The 24,761-nt window shown below is 67.9% G+C and carries 16 protein-coding genes; 9 read left to right on the top strand and 7 right to left on the bottom strand.

What is annotated here, in order from left to right:
- Nucleotides 1–294: 294 nt before the first annotated feature.
- Complete coding sequence (locus ACOCMH_RS07670; protein ID WP_427306306.1) at nt 295–1,530, bottom strand: MFS transporter; 1,236 nt, start codon at nt 1,528–1,530, stop codon at nt 295–297.
- Nucleotides 1,531–1,711: 181 nt separating this feature from the next.
- On the opposite strand from ACOCMH_RS07670, the gene ACOCMH_RS07665 reads away from it, so the two are divergent.
- Entirely contained in the window at nt 1,712–2,641 is a 930-nt protein-coding gene (locus ACOCMH_RS07665) for a LysR substrate-binding domain-containing protein (protein WP_427306304.1), read from the top strand.
- On the opposite strand, the gene ACOCMH_RS07660 is transcribed toward ACOCMH_RS07665, so the two are convergent.
- The 5 genes from ACOCMH_RS07660 to ACOCMH_RS07640 form a co-directional block, all read right to left on the bottom strand.
- Nucleotides 2,568–2,897 (bottom strand): DUF2917 domain-containing protein, encoded by a 330-nt coding sequence (locus tag ACOCMH_RS07660; RefSeq protein WP_427306303.1) that lies wholly within the window; start codon nt 2,895–2,897, stop codon nt 2,568–2,570. The two genes, ACOCMH_RS07665 and ACOCMH_RS07660, sit on opposite strands and share 74 nt — an antisense overlap.
- 98 nt (nt 2,898–2,995) lie before the next feature.
- Complete coding sequence (locus ACOCMH_RS07655; RefSeq protein WP_427306301.1) at nt 2,996–4,336, bottom strand: TolC family outer membrane protein; 1,341 nt, start codon at nt 4,334–4,336, stop codon at nt 2,996–2,998.
- A gap of 171 nt (nt 4,337–4,507) precedes the next feature.
- Nucleotides 4,508–11,527, bottom strand: coding sequence for a VCBS domain-containing protein (locus ACOCMH_RS07650; RefSeq protein WP_427306299.1), 7,020 nt, complete (start codon nt 11,525–11,527; stop codon nt 4,508–4,510).
- 87 nt (nt 11,528–11,614) lie between these two features.
- On the bottom strand, nt 11,615–12,997 hold the full coding sequence (locus ACOCMH_RS07645) for an HlyD family type I secretion periplasmic adaptor subunit (protein ID WP_427306298.1): 1,383 nt from the start codon (nt 12,995–12,997) through the stop codon (nt 11,615–11,617).
- Nucleotides 12,981–15,197 (bottom strand): type I secretion system permease/ATPase, encoded by a 2,217-nt coding sequence (locus ACOCMH_RS07640; protein ID WP_427306296.1) that lies wholly within the window; start codon nt 15,195–15,197, stop codon nt 12,981–12,983. Before ACOCMH_RS07640 ends, ACOCMH_RS07645 begins: the two co-directional genes overlap by 17 nt.
- 376 nt (nt 15,198–15,573) lie before the next feature.
- Between ACOCMH_RS07640 and ACOCMH_RS07635 the strand changes: the two genes are divergently transcribed.
- Together ACOCMH_RS07635 and ACOCMH_RS07630 are read left to right on the top strand one after the other, a co-directional pair.
- Nucleotides 15,574–16,515, top strand: a complete 942-nt coding sequence (locus ACOCMH_RS07635) for an amino acid ABC transporter substrate-binding protein (protein WP_427306295.1) — start codon at nt 15,574–15,576, stop codon at nt 16,513–16,515.
- 186 nt (nt 16,516–16,701) lie between these two features.
- Nucleotides 16,702–17,016 carry an amino acid ABC transporter permease gene (locus ACOCMH_RS07630; protein WP_427306294.1) on the top strand — a complete coding sequence of 105 codons (315 nt, stop codon included), beginning with the start codon at nt 16,702–16,704 and terminating at the stop codon, nt 17,014–17,016.
- 67 nt (nt 17,017–17,083) lie between these two features.
- On the opposite strand, the gene ACOCMH_RS07625 is transcribed toward ACOCMH_RS07630, so the two are convergent.
- Nucleotides 17,084–17,998: a hypothetical protein gene (locus ACOCMH_RS07625; RefSeq protein WP_427306293.1), complete on the bottom strand. Its 915-nt coding sequence runs from the start codon at nt 17,996–17,998 to the stop codon at nt 17,084–17,086.
- 455 nt (nt 17,999–18,453) lie between these two features.
- Between ACOCMH_RS07625 and ACOCMH_RS07620 the strand changes: the two genes are divergently transcribed.
- The 6 genes from ACOCMH_RS07620 to ACOCMH_RS07595 are packed head-to-tail and all read left to right on the top strand — an operon-like array spanning nt 18,454 to nt 24,760.
- The gene (locus ACOCMH_RS07620; RefSeq protein ID WP_427306292.1) at nt 18,454–20,184 is read left to right on the top strand and encodes a glycosyltransferase family 39 protein; all 1,731 of its coding nucleotides are present in this window, start codon (nt 18,454–18,456) and stop codon (nt 20,182–20,184) included.
- Nucleotides 20,185–20,202: 18 nt separating this feature from the next.
- A complete protein-coding gene (locus tag ACOCMH_RS07615; RefSeq protein ID WP_171513666.1) occupies nt 20,203–20,574 on the top strand; it encodes an EamA family transporter in 372 nt (123 codons plus the stop codon).
- Nucleotides 20,575–20,626: 52 nt separating this feature from the next.
- Nucleotides 20,627–21,799 carry a DegT/DnrJ/EryC1/StrS family aminotransferase gene (locus ACOCMH_RS07610; RefSeq protein ID WP_427306291.1) on the top strand — a complete coding sequence of 391 codons (1,173 nt, stop codon included), beginning with the start codon at nt 20,627–20,629 and terminating at the stop codon, nt 21,797–21,799.
- Nucleotides 21,778–22,770 carry a glycosyltransferase gene (locus ACOCMH_RS07605; RefSeq protein ID WP_427306290.1) on the top strand — a complete coding sequence of 331 codons (993 nt, stop codon included), beginning with the start codon at nt 21,778–21,780 and terminating at the stop codon, nt 22,768–22,770. The genes ACOCMH_RS07610 and ACOCMH_RS07605 overlap by 22 nt, the downstream gene beginning before the upstream one ends.
- Entirely contained in the window at nt 22,770–23,711 is a 942-nt protein-coding gene (locus ACOCMH_RS07600) for a formyltransferase (protein ID WP_427308398.1), read from the top strand. Before ACOCMH_RS07605 ends, ACOCMH_RS07600 begins: the two co-directional genes overlap by 1 nt.
- Nucleotides 23,708–24,760, top strand: a complete 1,053-nt coding sequence (locus ACOCMH_RS07595) for a bifunctional UDP-4-keto-pentose/UDP-xylose synthase (protein WP_427306289.1) — start codon at nt 23,708–23,710, stop codon at nt 24,758–24,760. The genes ACOCMH_RS07600 and ACOCMH_RS07595 overlap by 4 nt, the downstream gene beginning before the upstream one ends.
- Nucleotide 24,761: the final 1 nt, after the last annotated feature.

Below are 24,761 nucleotides of genomic sequence, written 5' to 3'. Positions count from 1 at the left end.
GCAAAAGGCACGGAAGGCGCGATTCTACCCGTTGCGCCGCCACTCAATGTAGCGCAATACCTACATTTTGCAGATTGGTTACACAGTGGCCGCCCTTGTTGCGAGTTCGCCAGGCGGTGCACGGTCGTGCCGGGCGGGCTGTGGCGGATTATTGGCACAACGCCATAAGCGCTATCCACGCCTGGGCATGGGCCGGAGCCAGCCATCCCGCCAGCGCGACCGCGCACAGGGCGCTGAGGGCGATGAGGGCGAGCACCGTCAGCCATGCGCCCGGCCGCGGCATGCCGGGCCGCCTCATGCCCGTGCCGGCGCCAGGCCGGTGCGGACGATCTGGCGGTCGTCGATCGGAGAGTGCAGCGCCGCGGCCACCATGCCCAGCGCCATTGCGCCATACCAGACCAGGTCGTAGGAGCGCGTGAGTTCGAACACCAGCCCGCCCAGCCACACGCCAAGGAACGAGCCTAGCTGGTGGCCCAGGAACACGAAGCCGAACAGCGTGGAGAGATAGCGCACGCCGAACACCTGGGCAAGGATCCCGTTGGTCAGCGGCACCGTGCCGAGCCACAGGAACCCCATCGCCGCGCAAAAGCCATACAGCGTCGCCCGGCTCAGCGGCAGCAGCAGGAACAGCGCCATCGCCGCGGTGCGCGCGAGGTAGATGCCGGCGAGCAGGTATTTCTTGCTGTGGCGCCCGCCCACCAGCCCGCACACATAGACGCCAGCCACATTGGCCAGCGCGATGATGGCGAGCGCCGCCATGCCGTCGGCCGCACGCATGCCGCGATCCAGCAGATAGGCCGGCAAGTGGCTGGCGATGAAGGCGAGCTGGAAGCCGCATGCCAGAAAGCCCAGGTTGAGCAGCCAGAAGCCGGAATGGCCGAAGGCCTCGCGCACGGCGGCGCGCAATGGTTGGCCCCCGGCCGGACCCGCCGCGTCGTGGCCTGGGGGTGGCTCCGGCGCGCCCCGGTCCTGGAACGGCAGCCCTAGCGGTATCAGCGCCGCCAGCGCCTGCGCGCCCGGCACCAGCGCAAACTGCGCGATGCCGCCGACGGCGCCCGCCAGTCCCAGGGCACGGCTGCGCTCCGCTGCGCCGGTCATCCGGCTCAGCGCGCCGTAGACCACGCCGAAGGTGGTGCCGGACAGCGCAATGCCGATGCACAGTCCCGCCGTCCAGAACAGGGCCGTCGGCGTCTGCGCCTGTGCCATCCCGCATAGCCCCGCGCCATACAGCGCCAGCCCGCCAGCCATCACTTTCCATGAGCCGTAGCGGTCGGCGAGCATGCCGGTGAACGGCTGCACCAGCCCCCACGCCAGGTTCTGCATCGCGATGGCAAGGCCAAAGGTTTCGCGGGTCCAGCCGCGCTCGGTGATGATGGGCAGCATGAACAGGCCCTGCACATGGCGCACGCCCAGCGCCAGTCCCATCATCAGGCCGCCCGCCAGCACCAGCACCCATAGTTGCCGCCACCATGGCGTGGCGCACTGGTGCGCGGCGCTCGCAGCGGACGAGCGCGGCAGATGGATTGTCATGGCAGCTCCCCTTTGTCGGACAGTGGCACCCGCAGGCGCGATGGCTCTATTGCAATCGCCGGCGGGTCTCGCTTCAAGCGATCTTTCGGTCGTTCTGCCATGCGTGGCACGCATGGCAAGGGAGGCCGCGATCATGCTGTAATGGCGTATCGCGTATCACGTGTCTGCCTGAGGCCCCCGCATGTCCATTCCGCTTGCTCGCCTGTTTCCGCTCGACCTGCTCAAGGGCTTCGTCGCCGTCGGCCGTCGCATGAGCATTACGCAGGCCGCGGATGACCTGTGTCTGACCCAGTCGGCGGTAAGCCGGCAGGTCCATGCGCTGGAAGCGCAGCTGAAGGTGGCGCTGTTTGTGCGCAAGCATCGCGGCGTCGCCTTCACCGCCGAGGGCGAACGGCTGTTCCGCAGCGCCGACAGCGCCCTGCAGCAATTGCAGGACGTTGTGGCCGAGGTGCGCCGCGGCGAGGGCCGCCAGCCGGTCACGATCACCGCCAGCATCGGCGTCACTGGCCTGTGGCTGCTGCCTCGCCTGGGCAGCCTGCAGAAGGCGCACCCGCAGCTCGATGTGCGGCTGTCGGCCAGCAACCGCATCAGCGACCTGCGCGAAGAGGGCATCGACCTTGCGGTGCGCTATTGCCGCGACGCCGCGGCGCCGCCCGACGCGGTACGCCTGTTCGGCGAGCATATTGCGCCGATCGTCCATCCGTCCCTGTTGGAGGCGCCCGGGCAGCACGGCGACGCGCTGCTGCAGTTGCCGCTGCTGGAGTTCGACGATCCGCGCCCGTGGCTGCAATGGCGCAGCTGGCTGGCGCCGCGCGAGTTCCGTCATGCCAGCCAGCGCGGCATGCTGCGTTTCAACCAGTACGACCAGATCATCCACGCCGCGCTGGCGGGGCAAGGCATCGCGCTGGGCCGGCTGGAACTGGTGCGGCCGCTGGTCGATGGTGGCCAGCTGGTGGTCGTGCCGACGGCGCGGCAAGCGCCGCCGAGCCCGAACTCATACTGGCTGGTTCACGCCGCCGCGCATCCGCGCGAAGAGGTCAGCCGCGTGGCCGCATGGATTTGCCAGGAAGCCGCGCAAACGGCCATGACGCCGGGCCCCGCAGCCACCTGAACCAGGCCCGGCCGCGGCGTTGCGGCGGCGCCTCGATCCGGCACAACGCCGGGCCGGCGCCATGCAGCGCGGCGAGAAATACCGCGGTGTCGCCCAGCAGGCGATGGCGCTCGCCACGCGCCAGCAATACATCCGGGGACGGCCGGCCCGGCGCCTCGATGGTCACCCACACGGTGCCGCCGCGGCAGACCAGTTCGGTGCCAGCCCGCAGGCGCAGGCCGACGCATTCCGCTTCGAGGGAAAGAGTGCATGACATGAAAGGCTCCGGTTGGCCTTTCCATTGTGCGGTGAGCCATGCTGCCCTGCCATGAGCAATGCGCCGGCCGGGCATACGCGGGCGGCATGGCAGGCTGGCTAGCGCTGGCCCGCGCGCATCCCCATCTGGACCAGCGCCTCGCCGGGCGGCGCCACGTTCAGCGTCGGCAGCAGCAGTCCCATGCCGGCCAGGATGCGGTACTGGCTGGCCAGCTCGGTGTACTGGCCGGTCACATAGGCGGTGCGCGCGCTGAAGTACTCGTTTTCGGCATTGAGCAGGTCCAGCAGGCTGCGCTGGCCGATGCGGAACTGGCGGCCGTAGCTGACGCGCGTGGCATCGCTCGCCTGCACGTATTGCTGCAGGCTCGCCAGCCGTTCCTGGGCGGTACGGTAGGCGTTATAGGCCAGCGACACGCTTTCCTGCACCTGCCGGCGCAGCCGCTCCAGGTTCTGCTCCGCCTCCTGGATCTGGAAGCCTGCCTCATTGATGCGCGCCTTGTCGGCGTTGCCGCGAAACAGGTTGTAGCGCAAGCGCAGCATCACCCTGCGCTCATCGGTGGTGCCCAGCACGCGATCGCGGTCGCGCCCGGCGCCGACTTCCAGGTCCAGCTTGGGCCACAGGGCCGAGCGCGCCAGCTCGCGCGCGGCCTCGGCTTCGGCAATGTCGGACTGCCCCGCCCCCAGTGCGGGATGGCTGGCACTGGCCACCTGCTGCGCCTCGCGCTCGCTCGCGGGCAGCATGGTGGCCAGCGAGTCGGGACGGGACAAGCGCTGCGGCGTCGCCCCGACCACGCGCAGGAAAGCCGCCACGGCGTCCTGCAGCGCGCCTTGCTCGGCGCGCAGGTTGGCCTGCGCCAGTGCCAGCCGGCTTTCGGCCTGGAACAGGTCGGCGCGGCGCAGTACGCCGTTGTCGGCGCCGAGCCGGATCTGGTCATAAATGTGCTGGTGCGCCTCGAGGTTGGCAACGCCGATGGCCACCGTTTCCTGGCGGCGCAGCACCTCAACATACACGCCGACGGTGCGCAGCGCGATGTCCTCGGCGGTGGCGCCGACCCGATAGGCCGCGCCGTCGATCCTTGCACCCTGGCGCTCGACATCGCTGCTGACCGCGAAGCCGTCGAACAACATCTGCGTGATGGTGACGTCCGCGGCATGACGCGCATATGACGAATCCGACAGGCCCATCACGCGAGAACTCTGGCTGTCCAGGCGCACGCGTCCGCTGGCGCCGCTGACATCGACGCGCGGCAGGTAACCGGCGCGCGCCTGCTTCAGCCCCTCGTCGGCAGCCAGGCGGCGGCTGCCCGCGGCCAGCACTTCAGGATTGCTGCGCACGGCCTGCTCGACTGCCTGCGGCAACGCCTGGGCCGCCGCGTGCTGCGGCAACACCATCGCCGTCCATAGCAGTACGGGTGCCAGCCGGCACCATGTCGTCCACATGCTTCCCCCAGCCGGGTACACCGCGTTCGCGCGCTGCGCGCGCCCGAACGCGGTGCCCTACCCGCTTATTATTTTGACACTGCCGGCAGCGGTGCTGCCGTCCTGCAATTGCCGCCTGGTGGCGGTCTCTTCTCACTCCCCCTCGTTCCCGTCCGCTCTCGTGACCCGGATTCAGGCCGTATGGATATTGCCGTTGCTCAGCAGGGTGTTGAGGTCAAGCCCCACCGCGCCCTGCAGCACGGCGACATCCTGGAACGCCGCGGCGGAGCCGCTGCCGTCCCGGTCCAGGCTGACGACGGTATTGCCATCGACCTCGGACAGCCGCACGAACTGCGCGGCGTTGGCGCTGGTGACACTGACGCCCGACAGCAGGTCGGACAGGTCCAGCACATCGCCGCCGCCGGCTGCGGGCGCCAGGTTGAAGTCAGTGATCGTGTCGACCGAAGCGGCATCGGCGCGCAGGAAGCGGAAGGTGTCGCTGCCGTCGCCGCCTGTCAGCGTGTCGGCGCCGGCGCCGCCGATGAGCTGGTCACTGCCGGCGTTGCCTGCCAGCTGGTCATTGCCAGCGCCGCCACGCAGCACGTCGTTGCCGGCCGAGCCCGTTATCGTGTCGTTGAATGTCGAACCGATCACGCCTTCCATCTTCGTATAGCTGTCGGTGCCGAGATTGACGGCGCTGAGGTTGACCGCGGTCACGCCGCTGCCCTGGACCAGCGTGAAGTTGATCGCGCCCGACGCATCGGAGAAATCCAGCAGGTCGATGCCCGCACCGCCATCGATGGTGTCATTGCCGGCGCCGCCACGCAGGATGTCGTTGGCGCTGCTGCCGTTCAGGGTGTCGTTATACTGCGAGCCGATCACGCCCTCCATGTTCTTGTACGTGTCAGCGCCCACGCCGGGCAGATTCACAGCAATCGTTGTGGGGAGACTGCTTTGTGTCAGCGAAAACGACACCGCGCCGGTGGCATCGGAAAAATCCAGCATGTCGATACCTGCACCGCCATCAAGAGTGTCGTTGCCCGCGCCACCCCGGAGCACGTCGTCACCGCCCCCGCCGTTGAGCGAGTCGACGCCTGATCCACCGATAAACACATCCGCAACGCCCGCGCCCGTCAGTGCATCGTTCTGGGTGCCACCGTCCAGATAGGAGGCCTGGTAATCCAGGCCCGCCAGAGACACCGTGGCTGCGTCCCCGGTGAGCATGACATTGACCGCGACCGTCGCCGTACTGGTGCCACCGGCTGCGTCTGAAACGGTATAGGTGAAGGTCCCGGCAGTTTTCCCGATCTCGAACTGGATGTAGCTACCATTGGTTCCCGGAGCAAATGCGAGGCTGCTGACGCCGCCAGTGGCTGATCCGACTGCAGTGACCGACAGCGCCATGCCATCGACGTCGCCGTCATTGCCAAGCAGCGCGCTGACCGGAATCAGGACGGTGCTGGTGGCGGTGCTGTTGCCATTGTTGTCGTTCGAGACGTAGACCACGTCGGCGCCCGCGACCGGAGCATCGTTGACCGGCTTGAGCGCGATCGCCACCGTATCCGTATCGGATGAAAAGCCGTCGCTGGACTGCATTTGCACCGATGCCGCGCCGGCATAGTTCTTGTCGCCGACGAACGTCATGCCGTCCAGCGCGGCATTGATCGCCGCGTCGGTGCCTCTGATCGTCAAGGTACTGTCCGCGGTGCCGTCTCCTGCCAGGAATTGCAGTCCAGCGATACCGTTCAGCGTGATGGTGCCGGCGGTGGCGCTCAGCGTCACGGTGTGGCTGCCGCTGTCCACGTCGGAGATGCTGAGCGCATTGCCGTTGGCGGTACTGAACACGAGCGGAGTGTCTTCGTTGACAGACTGCGCCACGGGAACGCTGTTGACGACCGCATCGTCGGCGCCAGTGATGTTGACCGTGATGGTCTGGTGCGCGGTCTGGTCGGCCGACGACACCAGCAGGGAATCGGTGACTTGCTGACCCCCCGTCAGCGCATCGGCCCGGCTGTTATCGAGCGTGTAGGTCCAGGCGCCCGTCGTGCTGTTGAAGCTGAAGCTGCCGTACTGCCCGACCAAGCTGCCCGGCGACACCGCGGCAAAGTGCGCTTCGCCGCTATCCACATCGCTGACCGTCAGCGTGCCGCTGGCGGAAGCGTCGCCGGTGGTGGCGTTCGCCAGGCCGCCCGCTTCCGTTACCGCCGTGTCTTCGCTCGCAGACGCCGTGATCGTCGCCGCATCGTTGGCGCCGGTGATGTTGACCGTGATGGTCTGGTGCGCGGTCTGGTCGGCCGACGACACCAGCAGGGAATCGGTGACCTGCTGACCCACCGTCAGCGCATCGGCCCGGCTGTTGTCGAGCGTGTAGGTCCAGGCGCCGGTCGTGCTGTTGAAGGTGAAGGTGCCATACTGGCCGACCAGGCTGCCCGGCGACACCGCGGCGAAGTGCGCTTCGCCGCTGTCGACATCACCGACCGTCAGCGTGCCGCTGGCGGAAGCGTCGCCGGTGGTGGCGTTCGCCATGCCGCCCGCTTCGGTCACCGCGGTGTCCTCGCTCGTCGACGCCGTGATGGTCGCGGCATCGTTAGCGCCGGTGATGTTGACCGTGATGGTCTGGTGCGCCGTTTGGTCGGCCGACGACACCAGCAGGGCATCGGTAACCTGCTGACCCACCGTCAGCGCATCGGCCCGGCTGTTATCGAGCGTATAGGTCCAGGCGCCGGTCGTGCTGTTGAAGCTGAACGTGCCGTACTGGCCAACCAGACTGCCCGGCGACACCGCGGCGAAGTGCGCTTCGCCGCTGTCGACATCACCGACCGTCAGCGTGCCGCTGGCGGAGGCATCGCCGGTGGCGGCGTTCGCCATGCCGCCCGCTTCGGTCACCGCCGTGTCCTCGCTCGTCGACGCCGTGATCGTCGCGGCATCGTTGGCGCCGGTGATGTTGACCGTGATGGTCTGGTGCGCGGTCAGGTCGGACGATGACACCGTCAGGGAATCGGTGACCTGCTGACCCACCGTCAGTGCATCGGCCCGGCTGTTATCGAGTGTGTAGGTCCAGGCCCCGGTCGTGCTGTCGAAGGTGAAGCTGCCGTATTGGCCGACCAGGCTGCCCGGCGCCACCGCGGCAAAGTGCGCTTCGCCGCTGTCGACATCACCGACCGTCAGCATGCCGCTGGCCGAAGCATCGCCAGTAGTGGCGTTCGCCAGGCCGCCCGCTTCGGTTACCGTCGTGTCTTCGCTCGTCGACGCCGTGATCGTCGCGGCATCGTTGGCGCCGGTGATGTTGACCGTGATGGTCTGCTGCGCGGTCTGGTCGGACGATGACACCACCAGGGAATCGGTAACCTGCTGACCCACCGTCAGGGCATCGGCCCGGCTGTTATCGAGCGTATAGGTCCAGGCGCCGGTCGTGCTGTTGAAGGTGAAGCTGCCGTACTGGCCGACCAGGCTGTCCGGCGACACCGCGGCAAAGTGCGCTTCGCCGCTATCGACATCGCTGACTGTAAGCGTGCCGCTGGCCGAAGCGTCGCCGGTGGCGGCGTTCGCCAGCCCGCCCGCTTCGGTCACCGCCGTGTCCTCGCTCGTCGACGCCGTGATCGTCGCGGCATCGTTGGCGCCGGTGATATTGACCGTGATGGTCTGCTGCGCGGTCTGGTCGGCCGACGACACCAGCAGGGAATCGGTGACCTGCTGACCCACCGTCAGCGCATCGGCCCGACTGTTATCGAGCGTATAGGTCCAGGCGCCGGTCGTGCTGTTGAAGGTGAAGCTGCCGTACTGGCCGACCAGGCTGTCCGGCGACACCGCGGCAAAGTGCGCTTCGCCGCTATCGACATCACCAACGGTCAGCGTGCCGCTGGCCGAAGCGTCGCCGGTGGCGGCGTTCGCCAGCCCGCCCGCTTCGGTCACCGCCGTGTCCTCGCTTGTCGACGCGGTGATCGTCGCGGCATCGTTGGCGCCGGTGATGTTGACCGTGATGGTCTGGTGCGCGGTCAGGTCGGCCGATGACACCAGCAGGGAATCGGTAACCTGCTGACCCACCGTCAGGGCATCGGCCCGGCTGTTATCGAGCGTATAGGTCCAGGCGCCGGTCGTGCTGTTGAAGGTGAAGCTGCCGTACTGGCCGACCAGGCTGTCCGGCGACACCGCGGCAAAGTGCGCTTCGCCGCTATCGACATCGCTGACTGTAAGCGTGCCGCTGGCCGAAGCGTCGCCGGTGGCGGCGTTCGCCAGCCCGCCCGCTTCGGTCACCGCCGTGTCCTCGCTCGTCGACGCCGTGATCGTCGCGGCATCGTTGGCGCCGGTGATATTGACCGTGATGGTCTGCTGCGCGGTCTGGTCGGCCGACGACACCAGCAGGGAATCGGTGACCTGCTGACCCACCGTCAGCGCATCGGCCCGACTGTTATCGAGCGTATAGGTCCAGGCGCCGGTCGTGCTGTTGAAGGTGAAGCTGCCGTACTGGCCGACCAGGCTGTCCGGCGACACCGCGGCAAAGTGCGCTTCGCCGCTATCGACATCGCTGACCGTCAGCGTGCCGCTGGCCGAAGCCTCGCCGGTGGCGGCGTTCGCCAGGCCGCCCGCTTCGGTTACCGTCGTGTCTTCACCGGTCGATGCGGTAATCGTCGCGGCATCGTTGGCGCCGGTGATGTTGACCGTGATGGTCTGCTGCGCGGTCTGGTCGGCCGATGACACCGTCAGGGAATCGGTGACCTGCTGACCTACCGTCAGCGCATCGGCCCGGCTGTTATCGAGCGTATAGGTCCAGGCGCCGGTCGTGCTGTTGAAGGTGAAGGTGCCGTACTGGCCGACCAGGCTGCCCGGCGACACCGCGGCGAAGTGCGCTTCGCCGCTATCGACATCACTGACCGTCAGCGTGCCGCTGGCCGAAGCCTCGCCGGTGGCGGCGTTCGCCATGCCGCCCGCTTCGGTTACCGTCGTGTCCTCGCTTGTCGACGCCGCGATCGTCGCGGCATCGTTGGTGCCGGTGATGTTGACCGTGATGGTCTGGTGCGCGGTCTGGTCGGCCGACGACACCAGCAGGGAATCGGTGACCTGCTGACCCGCCGTCAGCGCATCGGCCCGGCTGTTGTCGAGCGTGTAGGTCCAGGCGCCGGTCGTGCTGTTGAAGGTGAAGGTGCCATACTGGCCGACCAGGCTGCCCGGCGACACCGCGGCGAAGTGCGCTTCGCCGCTGTCGACATCGCTGACGGTCAGCGTGCCGCTGGCCGAAGCGTCGCCGGTGGCGGCGTTCGCCAGGCCGCCCGCTTCGGTCACCGCCGTGTCCTCGCTCGTCGACGCCGTGATCGTCGCGGCATCGTTGGCGCCGGTGATGTTGACCGTGATGGTCTGCTGCGCGGTCAGGTCGGACGATGACACCGTCAGGGAATCGGTGACCTGCTGACCCACCGTCAGGGCATCGGCCCGGCTGTTATCGAGCGTATAGGTCCAGGATCCGGTCGTGCTGTTGAAGGTGAAGCTGCCATACTGGCCGACCAGGCTGTCCGGCGACACCGCGGCAAAGTGCGCTTCGCCGCTATCGACATCGCTGACCGTCAGCGTGCCGCTGGCCGAAGCGTCGCCGGTGGCGGCGTTCGCCAGGCCGCCCGCTTCGGTTACCGTCGTGTCTTCACCGGTCGATGCGGTAATCGTCGCGGCATCGTTGGCGCCGGTGATGTTGACCGTGATGGTCTGCTGCGCGGTCTGGTCGGCCGATGACACCGTCAGGGAATCGGTGACCTGCTGACCTACCGTCAGCGCATCGGCCCGGCTGTTATCGAGCGTATAGGTCCAGGCGCCCGTCGTGCTGTTGAAGGTGAAGGTGCCGTACTGGCCGACCAGGCTGCCCGGCGACACCGCGGCGAAGTGCGCTTCGCCGCTATCGACATCACTGACCGTCAGCGTGCCGCTGGCGGAAGCGTCGCCAGTAGCGGCGTTCGCCATGCCGCCCGCCTCGGTCACCGCCGTGTCTTCGCTCGTCGACGCCGTGATCGTCGCCGCATCGTTGGCGCCGTTGATCCGGATACCCAGCGTCGATGTCGCCGACGCCTGGCCGTCCGTCACGCTATAGCTGAACGTCTCGTCGACATGGTCGCCCGGCCGCAGCGACTGGACCTGCGCATTGCCGTTGTCGAGGGTATAGCTATAACTGCCGTCGGCGTTGATCTGCAAGGTGCCGTACTGGCCAACATAGGTGCCGGGACTGGCCACTGCGAGCACGTTGCCGGCGTCGACATCGCTGTCATTGGCCAGGACGTTGCCGGTGATCGGGTTCGGATGGTTATCTTCGCCGATGGCGTTGGCGTCGGCGGCGGCCGTGGGGGCATGGTTGTCGTAGCCGGCGAAATCGGTTTTGGTCAGGTCGTGCAGCCCGTTCAGCCGGATCACCATTTCCGCGGTGGCGGGATTGCCGTCGACGTCGACGTAGACATAGGTGTTGCCGCCCGACTGCTGGTACCACGCGCCATGGGCTGTCGGCGTCAGGCCGCCCCACTGAAAGCCGGTGTCGCCCAGCACTGGGCGCAGGTCCAGGCGGTCCGTGCCACGCTGGAAGTCGGCGATGACATCCATTCCCGCCGCGGTGGAATCGGCGACGGCGTGGTAGACAAAGGTGTCGCGGCCGGCGCCGCCGCTGAGCATGTCGCCGCCGCACCCGCCCGCGATAGTGTCGTTGCCGCCTTCGCCGTAGATGGTATCCCGGCCGTTGCCGCCGGCAATGATGTCGTCGCCACCAACGAAAGCGCCGTCGCCGTTGTCGCCGTAGATCAGGTCGTCGCCATTGCCACCCTGGATGCGGTCGTTGCCCGGCTGGGCCGATTCATGGCCGCGCCCGAGCAGATAGTCGGCATAGCTGTCGTAGCCGTCGCCATAGAGCGTGTCGCCGCCATTGTCGCCGGTGTAGAGCGCGGACGCGCCGTCGGCGCTGCCGATCACGTCGTCGCCGCTGCCGCCATAGACGGCGTCGGTTCCGTTGCCGCCTGACAGGCTGTCGTTGCCGCGCCCGCCGAACAGGCGGTCCTTGCCATTGGCGCCCAGCAGCGTGTCGTCGCCCGCGCCGCCCTCGACGATATCGTCGCCATTGCCGGCATCGACATAGTCGCTGCCATCGCCGGCGCTGACATAGTCGTTGCCGTTGCCGCTCAGGATGGTGTCGCTGCTTGCGGTGCCGGTGAGGGTGTCGCTGCCGTTGGTGCCAGTCAGGGTTGCCATGGTGTTTCTCTCTCCGTCCTGAATGCAGGCCTTGCGGCCATGCCTTGCTTGTTATCGTTGCAAAAAGCTCGCGTGCGAGCGCGGGGCCTACCGTTCACGGAACGCCATGTCCCGCGTCTTGATGATGGGCTTGAGCAGGTAATGGAGCACCGTCTTCTGCCCCGTCAATACATCCACCGTGGCGACCATGCCGGGCAGGATGGGCACCTGCACGGCGCTACCGGCGGGCCGGTTGTCGCGGGTGCGCACCCGCACCAGGTAGTAGCTTTCCGGCCGCTCCCCGGGCCGCTCCGGCGTGAGCGTATCGGCGCTGATATGCTCGACCGTGCCGGCAAAGCCGCCATAGATGGAGAAGTCGTAGGCCGACAGCTTGACCACGGCGGGCTGCCCCGGCCGCAGGAAGGCGATGTCGGCCGGACGCACGCGCGCCTCGACCAGCAGGGTGTCCTCCAGCGGCACGATTTCCACCAGGTCCATGCCGGGCTGGACCACGCCGCCCACGGTATTGACCTTGAGCTGCTTGACGATCCCGGCCAGCGGCGCACGCACCAGGGTGCGGTCGACGCGATCCTGCAGGGCGGTGTTGGTCGCACTCAGCGCTGCCTGCTCCGCCTTGGCCTGGTTGAGTTCACGCATGGCCTCGGCGCGGAAATGCGTGCTCGCCTCATCGAGCTTCTGCTGGCTCTCGCGATAGGCCGCTTCCAGGCGCGGCATCGCCAGCCGCGAGGCGTCGAGCTCGCCTTTCAGGTCGTTGGTCTGCCGCTCCAGCCGCAGCACATCGACATCGGACACCACCCCCTGCGCCACCATCGGCCGCATCATTGCCAGTTCCTGCGCCACCAGGCGGTGGCTTTGACGCAGTTGCTGCTCGCGCGAGCGCTTCTCGGCCAGTTCTTGCCGGCGCTGCTCCGACTGCTGGCGCAGCACCGCGAGGTTGGCTTCCAGCGCCTGCTTGCGCGAGGCGAACAGCGAGCGTTCCTCGGCGACGAAACGGCGCGAATCGACATCGCCTGGCATGGTGGCGGCGAATTCCGTGCCGGCGGCCTCGGCGCTCAGGCGCGTGATGCGTGCCACCAGCGCATCGTCCTTGGTGCGGCCCTCCTGGTACGAGGCGGTGAAGCGCGTATCGTCGATGCGCATCAGCGGCTGGTCCTTGCTGACCACCTGCCCGGGCCGCACCATGATCTGCGCCACGATGCCGCCCTCCAGGTTCTGCACCACCTGTACCTGGCTGGACGGGATCACCTTGCCCTCGCCCACCGTCACCTCATCCACTCGCGCCAGTGCCGCCCATGCCAGCGCGATGGCGACAAAGCTCACCGCGCACCACAGGATCCAGTGCGAGAACCAGCGCGGCGCCGATAGCGCCGCCGCGTCGCGCGCATCCATGAAGGCGGTATCGTCCGCGCGCGGACGCAGCGCGGCGGCGAGGCGGCGCGCCCCGGTGCGGATCTCAGGCCGAGGCGACATGGAGCTTCCTCCCCGCGAGCGCGTCCAGCACCTCGGCCTTGGGCCCATCCGCCACGATGCGGCCCTGGTCCATCACGATCAGCCGATCGACCAGGCTCAGCAGCGAACCACGGTGGGTCACCAGCAGCAGCGTGCGCCCGCCCAGCGCTGCAGCGAGCCGCGCCTTGAACTGCTCTTCGGTGCGGTTGTCCATGGCACTGCTGGGCTCGTCGAGCAACAGCACGGGCGGCTGCAACAGCTCGGCCCGGGCGATGGCGATGGCTTGCCGCTGGCCGCCTGACAGCCCTTCGCCGCGTTCGCCCAGGCGCAGGTCATAGCCCTCTGGCAAGCGATCGATAAAGTCGCTGACGCCACCCAGGCGCGCCGCGCGCAACACCGCGGCGTCCTCGGCATAGGGCGCGCCCATCACGATGTTGTCGCGCACGGTGCCGCTGAACAGCATCACATCCTGCGGCACATAGCCGATATCGCGCCGCAGCGCCGTGGGGTCGAACTGGCGCACCTCGGCACCGTCGACCAGCACCGCGCCGGCATCCGGCGGATAGAGCCCCAGGATCAGCTTTTCGATGGTGCTCTTGCCTGAGCCGATGCGGCCGATCAGCCCGACCCGCTCGCCGCTGGCAATGCGGAACGACACCCCGTCGAGCGCCGCACCTTCGCGACCGGGATAGCGGAAACTGACTCCGCGGAATTCGATCTCGCCCCGCAACGGCGGGCGGTGCAAGAAATGCTTGCCGGGTGGGCGCTCGACCGGCAGCGCCATCATCCGGTCAAGGCCGGCAAGCGCCGTGCGCGCCTGGTGGTAGCGCGTGGTCAGCCCGGCCATCTGCGACAGCGGCGCCAGCGCACGCCCGGCCAGCAGGGTGCAGGCGATCAGGCCGCCCATGGTGAGGCGGTCGTCGGCAATCTGGTAGACGCCGATCACCACCACCACCAGCGTAGTGGCCTGCTGCGCGAACAGCGCGGCGTTGATGACGCACGCCGACAGCCAGCGCGAGCGCAGCCCGAGCCTGGCCATCTGTCCGACCACCTGCTCCCAGTGGCGCTGCGCCGCGCCTTCCGCGCCGGTGGTCTTGATGGTCTCGAGACCCACCAGCGTCTCCACCAGCGCCGCCTGGCGCTGCGCCGCGCAGGCGCTGCTGGCCCGCACCGCGCGCGACAGCGGGCCCTGCAGCGCCAGGCCCAGGCCCAGCACCACCGGCACCGCCAGCAGCGGCACCCACGCAAGCGGCCCACCCACCCAGAACAGCGCGGCGATGAAGACGGCGGCGAAGGGCAGGTCGATCAGCGTGGTGATCGTGGCCGAGGTCAGGAAATCGCGCACCGATTCGAACTCTTGCAGCTGGCTGCTGAGGCTGCCGACCGATGCGGGCCGTGACTTCATCTCTATGCCCAGGACTTTTTCGAACACGCCGGCGGATACCGTCACGTCGATGCGCCGGCCCGCCACATCGACAAAGTAGCCGCGCAGCATGCGCATCGCGAATTCGAACAGCAGCACCAGGCCGACGCCGACGGCCAGCGCCCACAGCGTTTCCAGCGCATGGTTCGGCACCACGCGGTCGTACACGTTCATGGTGAACAGCGGCATGACCAGCGCGAACAGGCTCAGCAGCAGCGAAGCCACCAAGACCTCGCCATAGACCGGCCACGACTGCCGCATCACGCTCCAGAACCAGGCTTGCGGCGAGGCATCCGGGGCGTCATGGCGCGCGGCATGGGGGGCTGCTTGCGCGCCGTCGGCACGGTACGCGGGCCGGGCGAAGATGGCGTGTCCGGTGCAGCGGGCCAGCAGTTCCGCGCCCGGCACCGCCTGCTCGCCGTCACCGAACTCGGGCAGCACCACCACCAGCATGCCGTCATCGCCGCGGCGCATCAGCAAGCACGCCTCCTGGCCCTGGTCGAGCAGCAGGACCGCGGGCAGCACCCGGTCAGGGATCTCGTCAAGCCTGCGTCGCACCAGCCGCGCGGACAGGCCGGCGCGCGCCGCCGCACGCGCGAACAGCGCCGGGGTCAGGCGATGGTTTTCCAGCGGCAGGCCCGCCAGCAGCGCCTCGGGCGAAGCCGGCTGCCGGAAGTGCCGTGCCAGCCAGAGCAGGCAGTCCAGCAGCGCATCGTCGGGCCGCGCGTGGGCGCATAGCTCCGGCCTGGCTGGGCCGGTATGGCGGGCCTCGCGCACCGGCGTGGCGGCTGCGTGCATGGTATGGGCCCTGGCGTTAATGGGTCTGCCGGCCGGGCTGCCGCCGGGCCATGGCGCGTGCCCCCTTCCTCGTGCCGCGCCCGCAAGTGCTTGCTGCCATCATGCCCCCCGTCCCGTCGCTGTGTCGTTTTTGGCAAGCGTAGGCCAGCAAGGGTGCTGCGCCCATCGGCCAAATGGCGCAACGGACGCATCGAGGGCCCCGGGGCGCCTCATCCGTTTGGCGTTTCACGACTGCAACCGTGGCCCTGCCCCATGCGGGCTGGCGCGCGTTCCGGGCGGAATTTGCTTATGACGACAATGTCCTTCGCCTTGCCATGGCTGGGGTATACCCTAGCGTCTTTGCCGCATGGTCGGCCGCTTCCTGGTTCCTCTTCGCATGTCTGTCGTTGCCTTGCCCGCCTCTATCCGCCCTGCCCGCGTCCGCCGCACCTTCGCGGCCATCGCCATCGCTCTTGCCGCCGGCGCCGCGGCCATGTTGACCCCGGCCGCAGTCCGCGCCCAGAGCCCGGTGCTCGACAAGATCCGCGACTCGGGCACCATCGTGCTGGGCTACCGCGAATCCGCGCTGCCGTTCTCGTTTGCCGACGACAAGGGCCATCCGGCCGGCTATGCGGTTGACCTGTGCCTGCGCGCGGCCGAGGCCGCGCGCCAGAAGCTGGGCCTGAAAGACCTGAAGGTGCGCTGGATGCCGCTGACGCCGCAGAACCGCATCCCGGCGGTGGCGAACGGGCTGGTCGACCTCGATTGCGCGCCCAACACCAATTCGCTCGAACGCCAGAAGCAGGTCGCGTTCAGCGTCTCGCACTATGTGTCGACGGTGCGCATGCTGGTGCGGGCCGACTCGGGCATCCGCTCGTTCGGCGACCTGCGCGGCAAGACCGTGGTCACCAGCGCGGGCTCGACCGGCGACCGCCATGTGCGCCGCTTCAAGGGCCAGTACGGCTATCACGACGTCTACGCCAAGGACCACGGCGAATCGTTCCTGCTGCTGGAGTCGGGCCGGGCCCAGGCCTTCGTGATGGACGACGTGCTGCTGGCCGGGCTGCGCGCGCGCGCCAAGGACCCCGCGCAATATGTCATCGTGGGTCCGGCGCTGTCCGTCGAGCAGAACGCGCTGATGCTGTCCAAGGCTGATCCGGAATGGAAGCGCCTGGTCGACCAGACCCTGGCGACGACCTTTGCCGGCCCGGAGGTCACGGCGCTGCAGCAGCGCTGGTTCCAGCAGCCCATCGGCAGCCGGGGCATCAACCTGGCGCTGGCGCCCTCGGGCGAGGTGCGCGCGGCGTGGAAGCACCCCTCCGACGCGGTCACCGAATAAGCCGTGCCGGCGGCGCAGAGCGCAATCGCGCCAGCGCCGCAATTCAGGGTTTCCATGAGGGCGCGGTGCCGGGCAAGCCCCAAGTTGACAGCGATCAATGATGTTAGCGACACTGGCCCGCGCCATCCCTGTGCAGGGCGGGCCATAGACACGACCGCCCGACGGCGGCATATCTGAGGAGAAACCATGAACAAGTTCGTCGCGACCGCGATCGCACTCTGCCTTGGCGCCGCATCGCTGGCGGTGCAGGCACAAGCCGCCGGCAAGCAGCAGTTCGATCCATATTCCCAGGGCGCCAAGGCGGGCGAGAAGTTCGACCCGTACAGCCAGGGAGCCAAGGCCGGCGACAAGTTCGACCCGTATAGCCAGGGCGCGAACAAGAGCACCCGCACCGACCTGACCGACGCTTCGGCGCCGGCGGCCGAGAAGAAGCCGGCCAAGAAGGCCAGCAAGAAAAAGAAGAGCAAGAAGAAAGCCGCCTCCGCACCGGCTGCCAGCTGACCTGGCAGCGGTCGGAAACAAAAAACCCGCTTCGGCGGGTTTTTTGTCGCCTCGGACAACCTGCGGCTTACGGCGCCTGCGTGTCGCGCTCCAGCGCGGTGACGTCGACACGCTGGACCTTATCGCCCTGGCGCACTTCGGTGCGAAGCACGAAGGCGTCGGCCGGGCAATACCAGTCAGTCACGTGCATCACGGTAGGCTCGGCCTGCACCAGCTCGCCGCCGATCATCAGCGGTCCCAGCGAGGTGCGCTTCTCGTAGGAAATCGGCTGGCATTCCTTGCGGCCCATCAGGGTATCGATCAGCTGGCGCTTGCCCACGTGGCGCGACCCGATATGGATGGTCGCGCGCTGCGCGTCCATGGTGCTGACCGCTTCATCGGCACCCAGCGGATAGACCTTCAGCGAGACGCTGGATTCGAAGGTTTCCCCCTCCAGCGTGGTGCCTTCGCGCAGGTCCAGCCCGGCATAGTTGAATACGCCCTTGCCGCGGAAGGCAGCCTCGCCATACATGCGGGCATAGCGCGCGCGCGCGTTGATGACCGCATGCTGGCTTTCGATGCTGGTCTGCGCCTCGGGCGCGCCGCGTTCGATCACCACCTCGTGCACCTGGTTGGTGATCACGGGCGGCCCCATCAGCGCGGACAGCGCCGACTTGGAATTGACCTCGAGCTGGGCACGGCACCCGGACGGGCTGCGCACCACGTCGCGCAGGGTCATGCGGATCGACATCGGCATCACGCCGTCGCCTTCCATCTGCACGTGCGACCCGGAGCGGAACCACGGCGCATTGCACAGCACCGCCGCGGCGGCGGCCTGCGCCTGGCTCGCCGCGGCCTGGGCGACACCACCCGTGCCCGGCAGCACCGCCATGCCCTGGGCGCTGGCGGGTTGCGCCGCGGATAGCGCCACGGACAGCCCGACCGTCAGGGCCGCGAACGCTACCTGGCCCGCCCGCCGGCTCTGCTGAACCTTTCTCTTCACATCAATCCCCGTCTTGGATGGTCAAGCGCCCGCCCCTGGTGGCCACTGACTGACATCGGAATTATCGCGTTTTTGTTGCGCATGTAACTGGTCATTTCACGCCTGCGTCGGGCTAACGGACATGCCGCCGAGGAGGCCGGGACGATCGCGCATCCACCACGCTGCATGTGCCCTATACAGCTCATGCGCCTGGGTCTGTCGCTGCACGCGCACCCGTAACCACTTCGAGTCACTTGGCCTGGCGTGCTACCATTGCGCGCCTTGCGTATTCCGCCTTGCGTATTCCCGCGGTTGTGGCGTCCCAGGCGCCTGGCGGTATCACGGGCTCGCTGCGGCGCGCCGGGCGTCGACATTCCCGTCCGGTGTCCACCGCCAGCCCCGGCTCTGCGTTGTGATGGCTTGCCCGCCACCCGCGCCGCCCGAGACCTGGCCCGCCGCGCTTTTCCAGGAGATCCATGCGTAGTTCATCGACCCCGCGGGTTGCCGCGCCGTTCGTCGGAGCCACCGCAAGCGCCGTCATGCTGGTCAGCCTGCTGATCCTGCTGGTCTGGTTCGGTACCCTGGACATGCGCCACCTGCTGCGCTCCGATGAAGGCCGCTACGCCGAGATTGCCCGCGAGATGGTCGCCACCGGCGACTGGGTCACGATCCGCTACCACGAACTCAAGTACTTCGAGAAGCCGCCCTTCCACCTGTGGGTGACGGCGCTGGCGTATACCCTCTTTGGCGTTGGCGACTGGCAGGCCCGCCTGTGCGTGGCGTTGTCCGGCATGCTGGGCATCGGCGTCTCGATGCTGGCCGCGGCGCGCTGGTACGGCTGCCGCGTGGCGATGCTGACCGGGCTGGTGCTGGTCTCGGCGCCGATGTGGAATGTCGCCGGGCACTTCAATTCGCTCGACATGACGCTTTCCGGGGCCATGGCCTGCGTGCTCGCCTGCATGCTGCTGGCCCAGCATCCCGAGGCCACGCCGGCCGCGCGGCGCAACTGGATGCTGGCCTGCTGGGCTGCCATGGGGGTGGCGGTGCTGGTCAAGGGGCTGGTCGGGCTGGCCTTGCCCGGGCTGGTGCTGGTGGCCTACACGCTGGCGACGCGCGACTGGAAGCTGTGGAGCCGCCTGCATCTGCTGGCCGGCATTGCCGTGCTGCTGGCCGTCACGGTGCCGTGGTTCTGGCTGATTTCCGAACGCAATCCGGAGTTCCTGCGCTTCTTCTTTATCCACGAGCACTGGCAGCGCTACACCTCCAACGTGCACCACCGCGAGGGCTCGGTCTGGTACTTCGTGCCGTTGCTGCTGGGCGGCTTCCTGCCGTGGCTGGGCCTGGCGCCGCAGATGTGGCAGGCGGTGCGCGAGCACGCCGGGGTGGCGCGCGGCAACGCGCCGCGACCGTTCCAGCCGGCATTGCTGGCCGGGCTGTGGGGCGTGGCGATCTTTGTCTTCTTCAGCCTGTCCGGCTCCAAGCTGCCGGGCTACATCGTGCCGGTCTTCCCGGCGCTGGCGCTGCTGGCCGGCGTGGCGCTGGACACCACCACGGAACGCGCGTGGCGCTGGCAGGTCAATGCCATGATCGCGCTCGGCGTGATCGGGCTGGTCGCGAGTCCCTTCGTCGGCATGATGGACAAGCCAGGCACGCCCAATGCGGTGTATCGTGAATTTGCCGAATGGCTTGCCGTCGCCTTTGCCGTGATGCTGGGCGGCGCGCTGCTGGCACGCCGCCTGCTGCGCACGCGCGGGGTATTCCCAAGCGTGGTGGCCTATGCGCTGGCAATGTTTGTGTGCGCCACGGTGGCGCTGCGTGCCCACGAGGCCATGGGCCGGCCGAGTTCCGGCGCGGACCTGGTGCCCGCGATCCAGGCCGTGCTGACGCCGGACATGCCGCTGTACAGCGTGCGGCTGCTGGACCACACGCTGCCGTTTTACCTGCGGCGAACCACCATCCTCGTCGAGCATCCGGACGAGCTCGATTTCGGCGTCAACCAGGAACCGCAGAAGTGGATCCCGACCGTCGACCAGTTCATAGCGCGCTGGCGGGACGGCCAGCGCGCGGTGGCCATCATGGCGCCGCAGACCTACGCCGCGCTGGCCGCGCGCGGCGTGCCGATGCACCAGATCGCCGCTGACCGCCGGCGCGTGGCGGTCGCCAATTTCGCCCTGCCGGGCCAGCCCGTCCCGACGCAAGCACCGTAATCCGCCAACCGCAGTGCCATGACGCTTTCCACTTTCGCTTTCATCCTGACCGGCGTGCTGCTCAATGCGGCCGCGCAACTGCTGCTCAAGGCCGGCGTCAACGCCATCGGCGCCATCACCCTCGATCGCGGCACGCTGCTGCTCACGGCGCTGCGCGTCCTGACGCAATGGCCGGTGCTGGCGGGGCTCACGCTGTACGTGGTCAGCGTGGGCGTCTGGATCGTGGGCCTGTCGCGCGTCGATGTGTCGATCGCCTATCCGATGCTGTCGCTGGGCTATGTGGTCAACGCGCTGGCGGCCTGGTGGCTGTTCGGCGAGATCATCGGCCCCTTGCGCGTGGCTGGCATCCTGCTGATACTGGCGGGCGTCTTCCTGATCGCCCGCTCCTGAAGGTGCCCGTGCCTTTGCCAGGCCTGACCACCGCTGCCCCCTTCGCCTTGCCATGACCGCATCCGCTCCCGCATTCCTGCCTTTTGTCCGGCCCGATATCGACGCCGCCACCATTGCCGAAGTCGGCAAGGTGCTGGCCTCCGGCTGGATCACCTCCGGTCCCAAGATGCAGGCCTTCGAAGCCGCGCTGTCGGCGCTGTTCGGCGGGCGCCCGGTGCGCACCTTCGCCAACGGCTCCGCAACCATGGAGATCGCGCTGCGCATCGCCGGCATCGGCCCCGGCGATGAAGTCATCACCACGCCGATCACGTGGGTCGCCACCGCCAACGTGGTGGTGGCCGTCGGGGCGAAGCCGGTGTTCGTCGACATCGACCCGCGCACGCGCAACCTGGACCTCGACGCCGTCGAGGCCGCGATCACGCCGCGCACACGCGCCATCATGCCGGTCTACCTGTCGGGCCTGCCGGTCGACATGGAGCGCCTGTTCGCGATCGCCGCCAGGCATGGGCTGCGCGTGATCGAAGACGCGGCCCAGGCGATCGACTCGCGCTGGCGCGGCCAGCGCATCGGCGCCTTCGGCGACCTGGTCAGCTTCAGCTTCCAGGCCAACAAGAACATCACCACCATCGAAGGCGGCTGCCTGGTGATGAACACGCCCGAGGAAGCGGTGCGCGCCGAGCGCCTGCGGCTGCAGGGCGTGATCCGCACCGGCATGGACGGCATGGATGTCGAAGAGCCCGGCGGCAAGTTCAACCTGACCGACGTCAACGCCGCGGTCGGCCTGGCACAACTGGAACGGCTTGACGCCATCACCGCGCGCCGCGCCGAACTGGCCGACACCTACTTCCGCTGCGCTGCCGACAGCGGCCTGGAAGCCCTGGGCATCGAACTGCCGCAGCCGCTGGATCCTCTGGCCGCCACCACCAACTGGCACATGTTCCAGGTGGTGCTGCCCACCGACCGGCTGCAAGGCGGCGCGGCGCAGGCGCGGCAGCAGGTCATGGAAGCCATGCGCGAGCGCGGCATCGGCACCGGCGTGCACTATCCGCCGGTCCATCTTTTCACTTACTACCGCTCACTCGGCTGGCGCGAAGGCATGCTGCCGCACGCCGAACGCATCGGGCGCGGCATTGTCACACTGCCGCTGTTCCCGGCGATGCAAGCCGCCGACGTGGAGCGGGTCTGCGCAACCCTCAGCGAAACATGCAAACGTCTTTCCCAATGAGCCCGGTCGAAGTCTCGGTCGTCATTCCGGTCTACAACGAAGAAGACGGGCTGCAAGCCCTGTTCGACCGCCTCTATCCGGCGCTGGATGGCCTCGGTGAATCGTACGAGATCATCTTCATCAACGATGGCAGCGTCGACCGCTCGGCGCAAATGCTGGCAGCGCAGTTCCACAAGCGCCCGGACGTGACCCGGGTGGTGCTGTTCAATGGCAATTTCGGCCAGCACATGGCGATCCTGGCGGGTTTCGAACACACTCGCGGCAAGATCGTGATCACGCTGGACGCGGACCTGCAGAACCCGCCCGAGGAAATCCCGCGCCTGGTGGAGACCATGCGCGCCGGGCACGACTACGTCGGCACCATCCGCCGCCAGCGCAACGACACCGCGTTCCGCCGCTATGCCTCGCGCGCGATGAACCGGCTGCGCGAACGCATCACCAAGATCCGCATGACGGACCAGGGCTGCATGCTGCGCGCCTATGACCGCAACGTGATCGACACCATCAACGCGTGCCGCGAGGTCAACACCTTCATTCCGGCGCTGGCGTACACCTTTGCCTCGAATCCGGTCGAGATCGAGGTCGGCCACGAGCAGCGCCACGCGGGCGAATCGAAGTACTCGCTGTACCAGCTGATCCGCCTGAACTTCGACCTGGTCACCGGCTTCTCGATCGTGCCCCTGCAGTGGTTCTCGGCCATCGGCACGATCCTGTCGCTGCTGTCCGGGGTGCTGTTCGTGGTGCTGCTGGTGCGGCGCTTCGTGCTGGGTTCGGAAGTGCAGGGTGTATTCACGCTGTTCGCCATGAACTTCTTCCTGATCGGCATCCTGCTGTTCGGCGTCGGGCTGCTGGGCGAATATGTCGGCCGCATCTACCAGGAAGTGCGCGATCGCCCGCGCTACCGCATCAAGGCCGTGCTCGAGGCCGATCCGGCACGCACGGCGCCGGCCCGCACGGGCGTGGAGCCATGATGCGCGCCGTGGTCTTTGCCTACCACAATGTCGGCGACCGCTGCCTGCGCGTGCTGCATGCGCGCGGCGTCGACGTGGCGCTGGTGGTCACGCACCGCGACCGGCCCGACGAGAACATCTGGTTCCGCCGCGTCGCGGATACCGCGGCGCAACTGGGCATCCCCTTCGTCTATGGCGAGGACCCGGCCGATCCCGCCATCGCCGAGGCAGTGCGCGCCGCGCGTCCGGACGTCATCTTCTCGTTTTACTACCGCGCCATGATCCCTCCAGGCGTGCTGGCGCTGGCACCCGCGGGCGCCTTCAACATGCACGGCTCGCTGCTGCCGAAATACCGCGGCCGCGTGCCGGTGAACTGGGCGGTGCTGCATGGCGAAACCGAGACCGGCGCCACGCTGCACGCCATGGAAGCCAGGCCTGACGCCGGCGATATCGTCGACCAGACCGCCGTGCCGATCCTGCCGGACGACACGGCCGGCGAAGTGTTCGAGAAGGTCACCGTGGCGGCCGAGCAGACGCTGTGGCGCGCCCTGCCCGCGATGATGGCCGGACAGACCCCGCGCCGCCCCAACAAGCTGGCCGAAGGCAGCTACTACTCCGGGCGCAAGCCCGAGGACGGCCGCATCGACTGGAATCGCCCCGCCGCCGAGGTCTACAACCTGATCCGGGCCGTCGCGCCACCCTATCCCGGCGCCTTCACGGAAATCGCCGGGAAACGCTTTATCGTGGCGCAGGCGCGCCGGCCGCTGCCGGCTGCCTCGCTTGCGCTGCCCGCCGGAACAGCGCCAGGCCTGCATGTGCGCGACGACCATATCGTCGGCCTGTGCGGCGACGGCGGCCTGGTCATCATCACGCAACTGCTGGCGCAGGACGGCTCGGCCGTCACGCCGCAGGCGCTTGCCCAGCATCTCCATACCGAACAGTCCAACGAGGAAAACCGATGAAAAAGGTCCTGATTCTTGGCGTCAACGGCTTCATCGGCCACCACCTGACGCGCCGCATCCTGGAAACCACGCCGTGGGAGGTCTACGGCATGGACATGTCGTCGGACCGCCTGGGCGACCTGGTCGACCACCCGCGCATGCACTTCTTCGAGGGCGACATCACCATCAACAAGGAGTGGATCGAGTACAACATCCGCAAGTGCGACGTCGTGCTGCCGCTGGTCGCCATCGCCACCCCCGCCACCTACGTGCGCCAGCCGCTGCGCGTGTTCGAGCTGGACTTCGAGGCCAACCTGCCGATCGTGCGCGCCGCGGTCAAGTACGGCAAGCACCTGGTGTTCCCGTCGACCTCCGAGGTCTACGGCATGTGCAGCGATGAAGAGTTCGATCCCGAGGCCTCGCCGCTGGTCTACGGCCCGATCAACAAGCCGCGCTGGATCTACGCCTGCTCCAAGCAGTTGATGGACCGCGTGATCCACGCCTACGGCATGGAGCAGGGCCTGAACTACACGCTGTTCCGCCCCTTCAACTGGATCGGCGCGGGGCTGGACTCGATCTTCGAATCGAAGGAAGGCTCGTCGCGCGTGGTGACGCAGTTCCTCGGCCACATCGTGCGCGGCGAACCGATCAAGCTGGTCGACGGCGGCGCGCAGCAGCGGGCCTTCGCCGACATCGCCGACGGCATCAGCGCGCTGATGCGCATCATCGAGAATCCCGGCGGCGTGGCCAGCGGCAAGATCTACAACATCGGCAACCCGGGCAATATCCACTCCGTGCGCGAACTGGCCGAGATGATGCTGAAGATGGCCGCCGACTACCCGGAGTACGCGCAGGAAGCGCGCCATACGCAGATTGTCGAGACCTCGTCGGGCGACTTCTACGGCAAGGGCTACCAGGACGTGCAGCACCGCGTGCCGAAGATCGACAACACCATCGAAGAGCTGGGCTGGCGCCCGGAGATCAGCATGGAAGCGGCGCTGCGGCGCATCTTCGAGGCGTACCGGGGCAAGGTGGTCGAGGCCCGCACCCTGGTCGATTCGGCCGACTGAG

This window comes from Cupriavidus sp. H39, from assembly GCF_050271075.1.
GTDB classification, from domain to species: Bacteria; Pseudomonadota; Gammaproteobacteria; order Burkholderiales; family Burkholderiaceae; genus Cupriavidus; species Cupriavidus necator_B.
The sequence above is the reverse complement of the archived record's forward strand: the minus strand, read 5'-3'. Positions and strand labels throughout refer to the sequence as shown.

Coding starts and splice junctions, on each gene's coding strand:
- ACOCMH_RS07670 (WP_427306306.1), bottom strand. CDS start 1,530: ATGACAATCCATCTGCCGCGCTCGTCCGCTGCGAGCGCCGCGCACCAG.
- ACOCMH_RS07665 (WP_427306304.1), top strand. CDS start 1,712: ATGTCCATTCCGCTTGCTCGCCTGTTTCCGCTCGACCTGCTCAAGGGC.
- ACOCMH_RS07660 (WP_427306303.1), bottom strand. CDS start 2,897: ATGTCATGCACTCTTTCCCTCGAAGCGGAATGCGTCGGCCTGCGCCTG.
- ACOCMH_RS07655 (WP_427306301.1), bottom strand. CDS start 4,336: ATGTGGACGACATGGTGCCGGCTGGCACCCGTACTGCTATGGACGGCG.
- ACOCMH_RS07650 (WP_427306299.1), bottom strand. CDS start 11,527: ATGGCAACCCTGACTGGCACCAACGGCAGCGACACCCTCACCGGCACC.
- ACOCMH_RS07645 (WP_427306298.1), bottom strand. CDS start 12,997: ATGTCGCCTCGGCCTGAGATCCGCACCGGGGCGCGCCGCCTCGCCGCC.
- ACOCMH_RS07640 (WP_427306296.1), bottom strand. CDS start 15,197: ATGCACGCAGCCGCCACGCCGGTGCGCGAGGCCCGCCATACCGGCCCA.
- ACOCMH_RS07635 (WP_427306295.1), top strand. CDS start 15,574: ATGTCTGTCGTTGCCTTGCCCGCCTCTATCCGCCCTGCCCGCGTCCGC.
- ACOCMH_RS07630 (WP_427306294.1), top strand. CDS start 16,702: ATGAACAAGTTCGTCGCGACCGCGATCGCACTCTGCCTTGGCGCCGCA.
- ACOCMH_RS07620 (WP_427306292.1), top strand. CDS start 18,454: ATGCGTAGTTCATCGACCCCGCGGGTTGCCGCGCCGTTCGTCGGAGCC.
- ACOCMH_RS07615 (WP_171513666.1), top strand. CDS start 20,203: ATGACGCTTTCCACTTTCGCTTTCATCCTGACCGGCGTGCTGCTCAAT.
- ACOCMH_RS07610 (WP_427306291.1), top strand. CDS start 20,627: ATGACCGCATCCGCTCCCGCATTCCTGCCTTTTGTCCGGCCCGATATC.
- ACOCMH_RS07605 (WP_427306290.1), top strand. CDS start 21,778: ATGCAAACGTCTTTCCCAATGAGCCCGGTCGAAGTCTCGGTCGTCATT.
- ACOCMH_RS07600 (WP_427308398.1), top strand. CDS start 22,770: ATGCGCGCCGTGGTCTTTGCCTACCACAATGTCGGCGACCGCTGCCTG.
- ACOCMH_RS07595 (WP_427306289.1), top strand. CDS start 23,708: ATGAAAAAGGTCCTGATTCTTGGCGTCAACGGCTTCATCGGCCACCAC.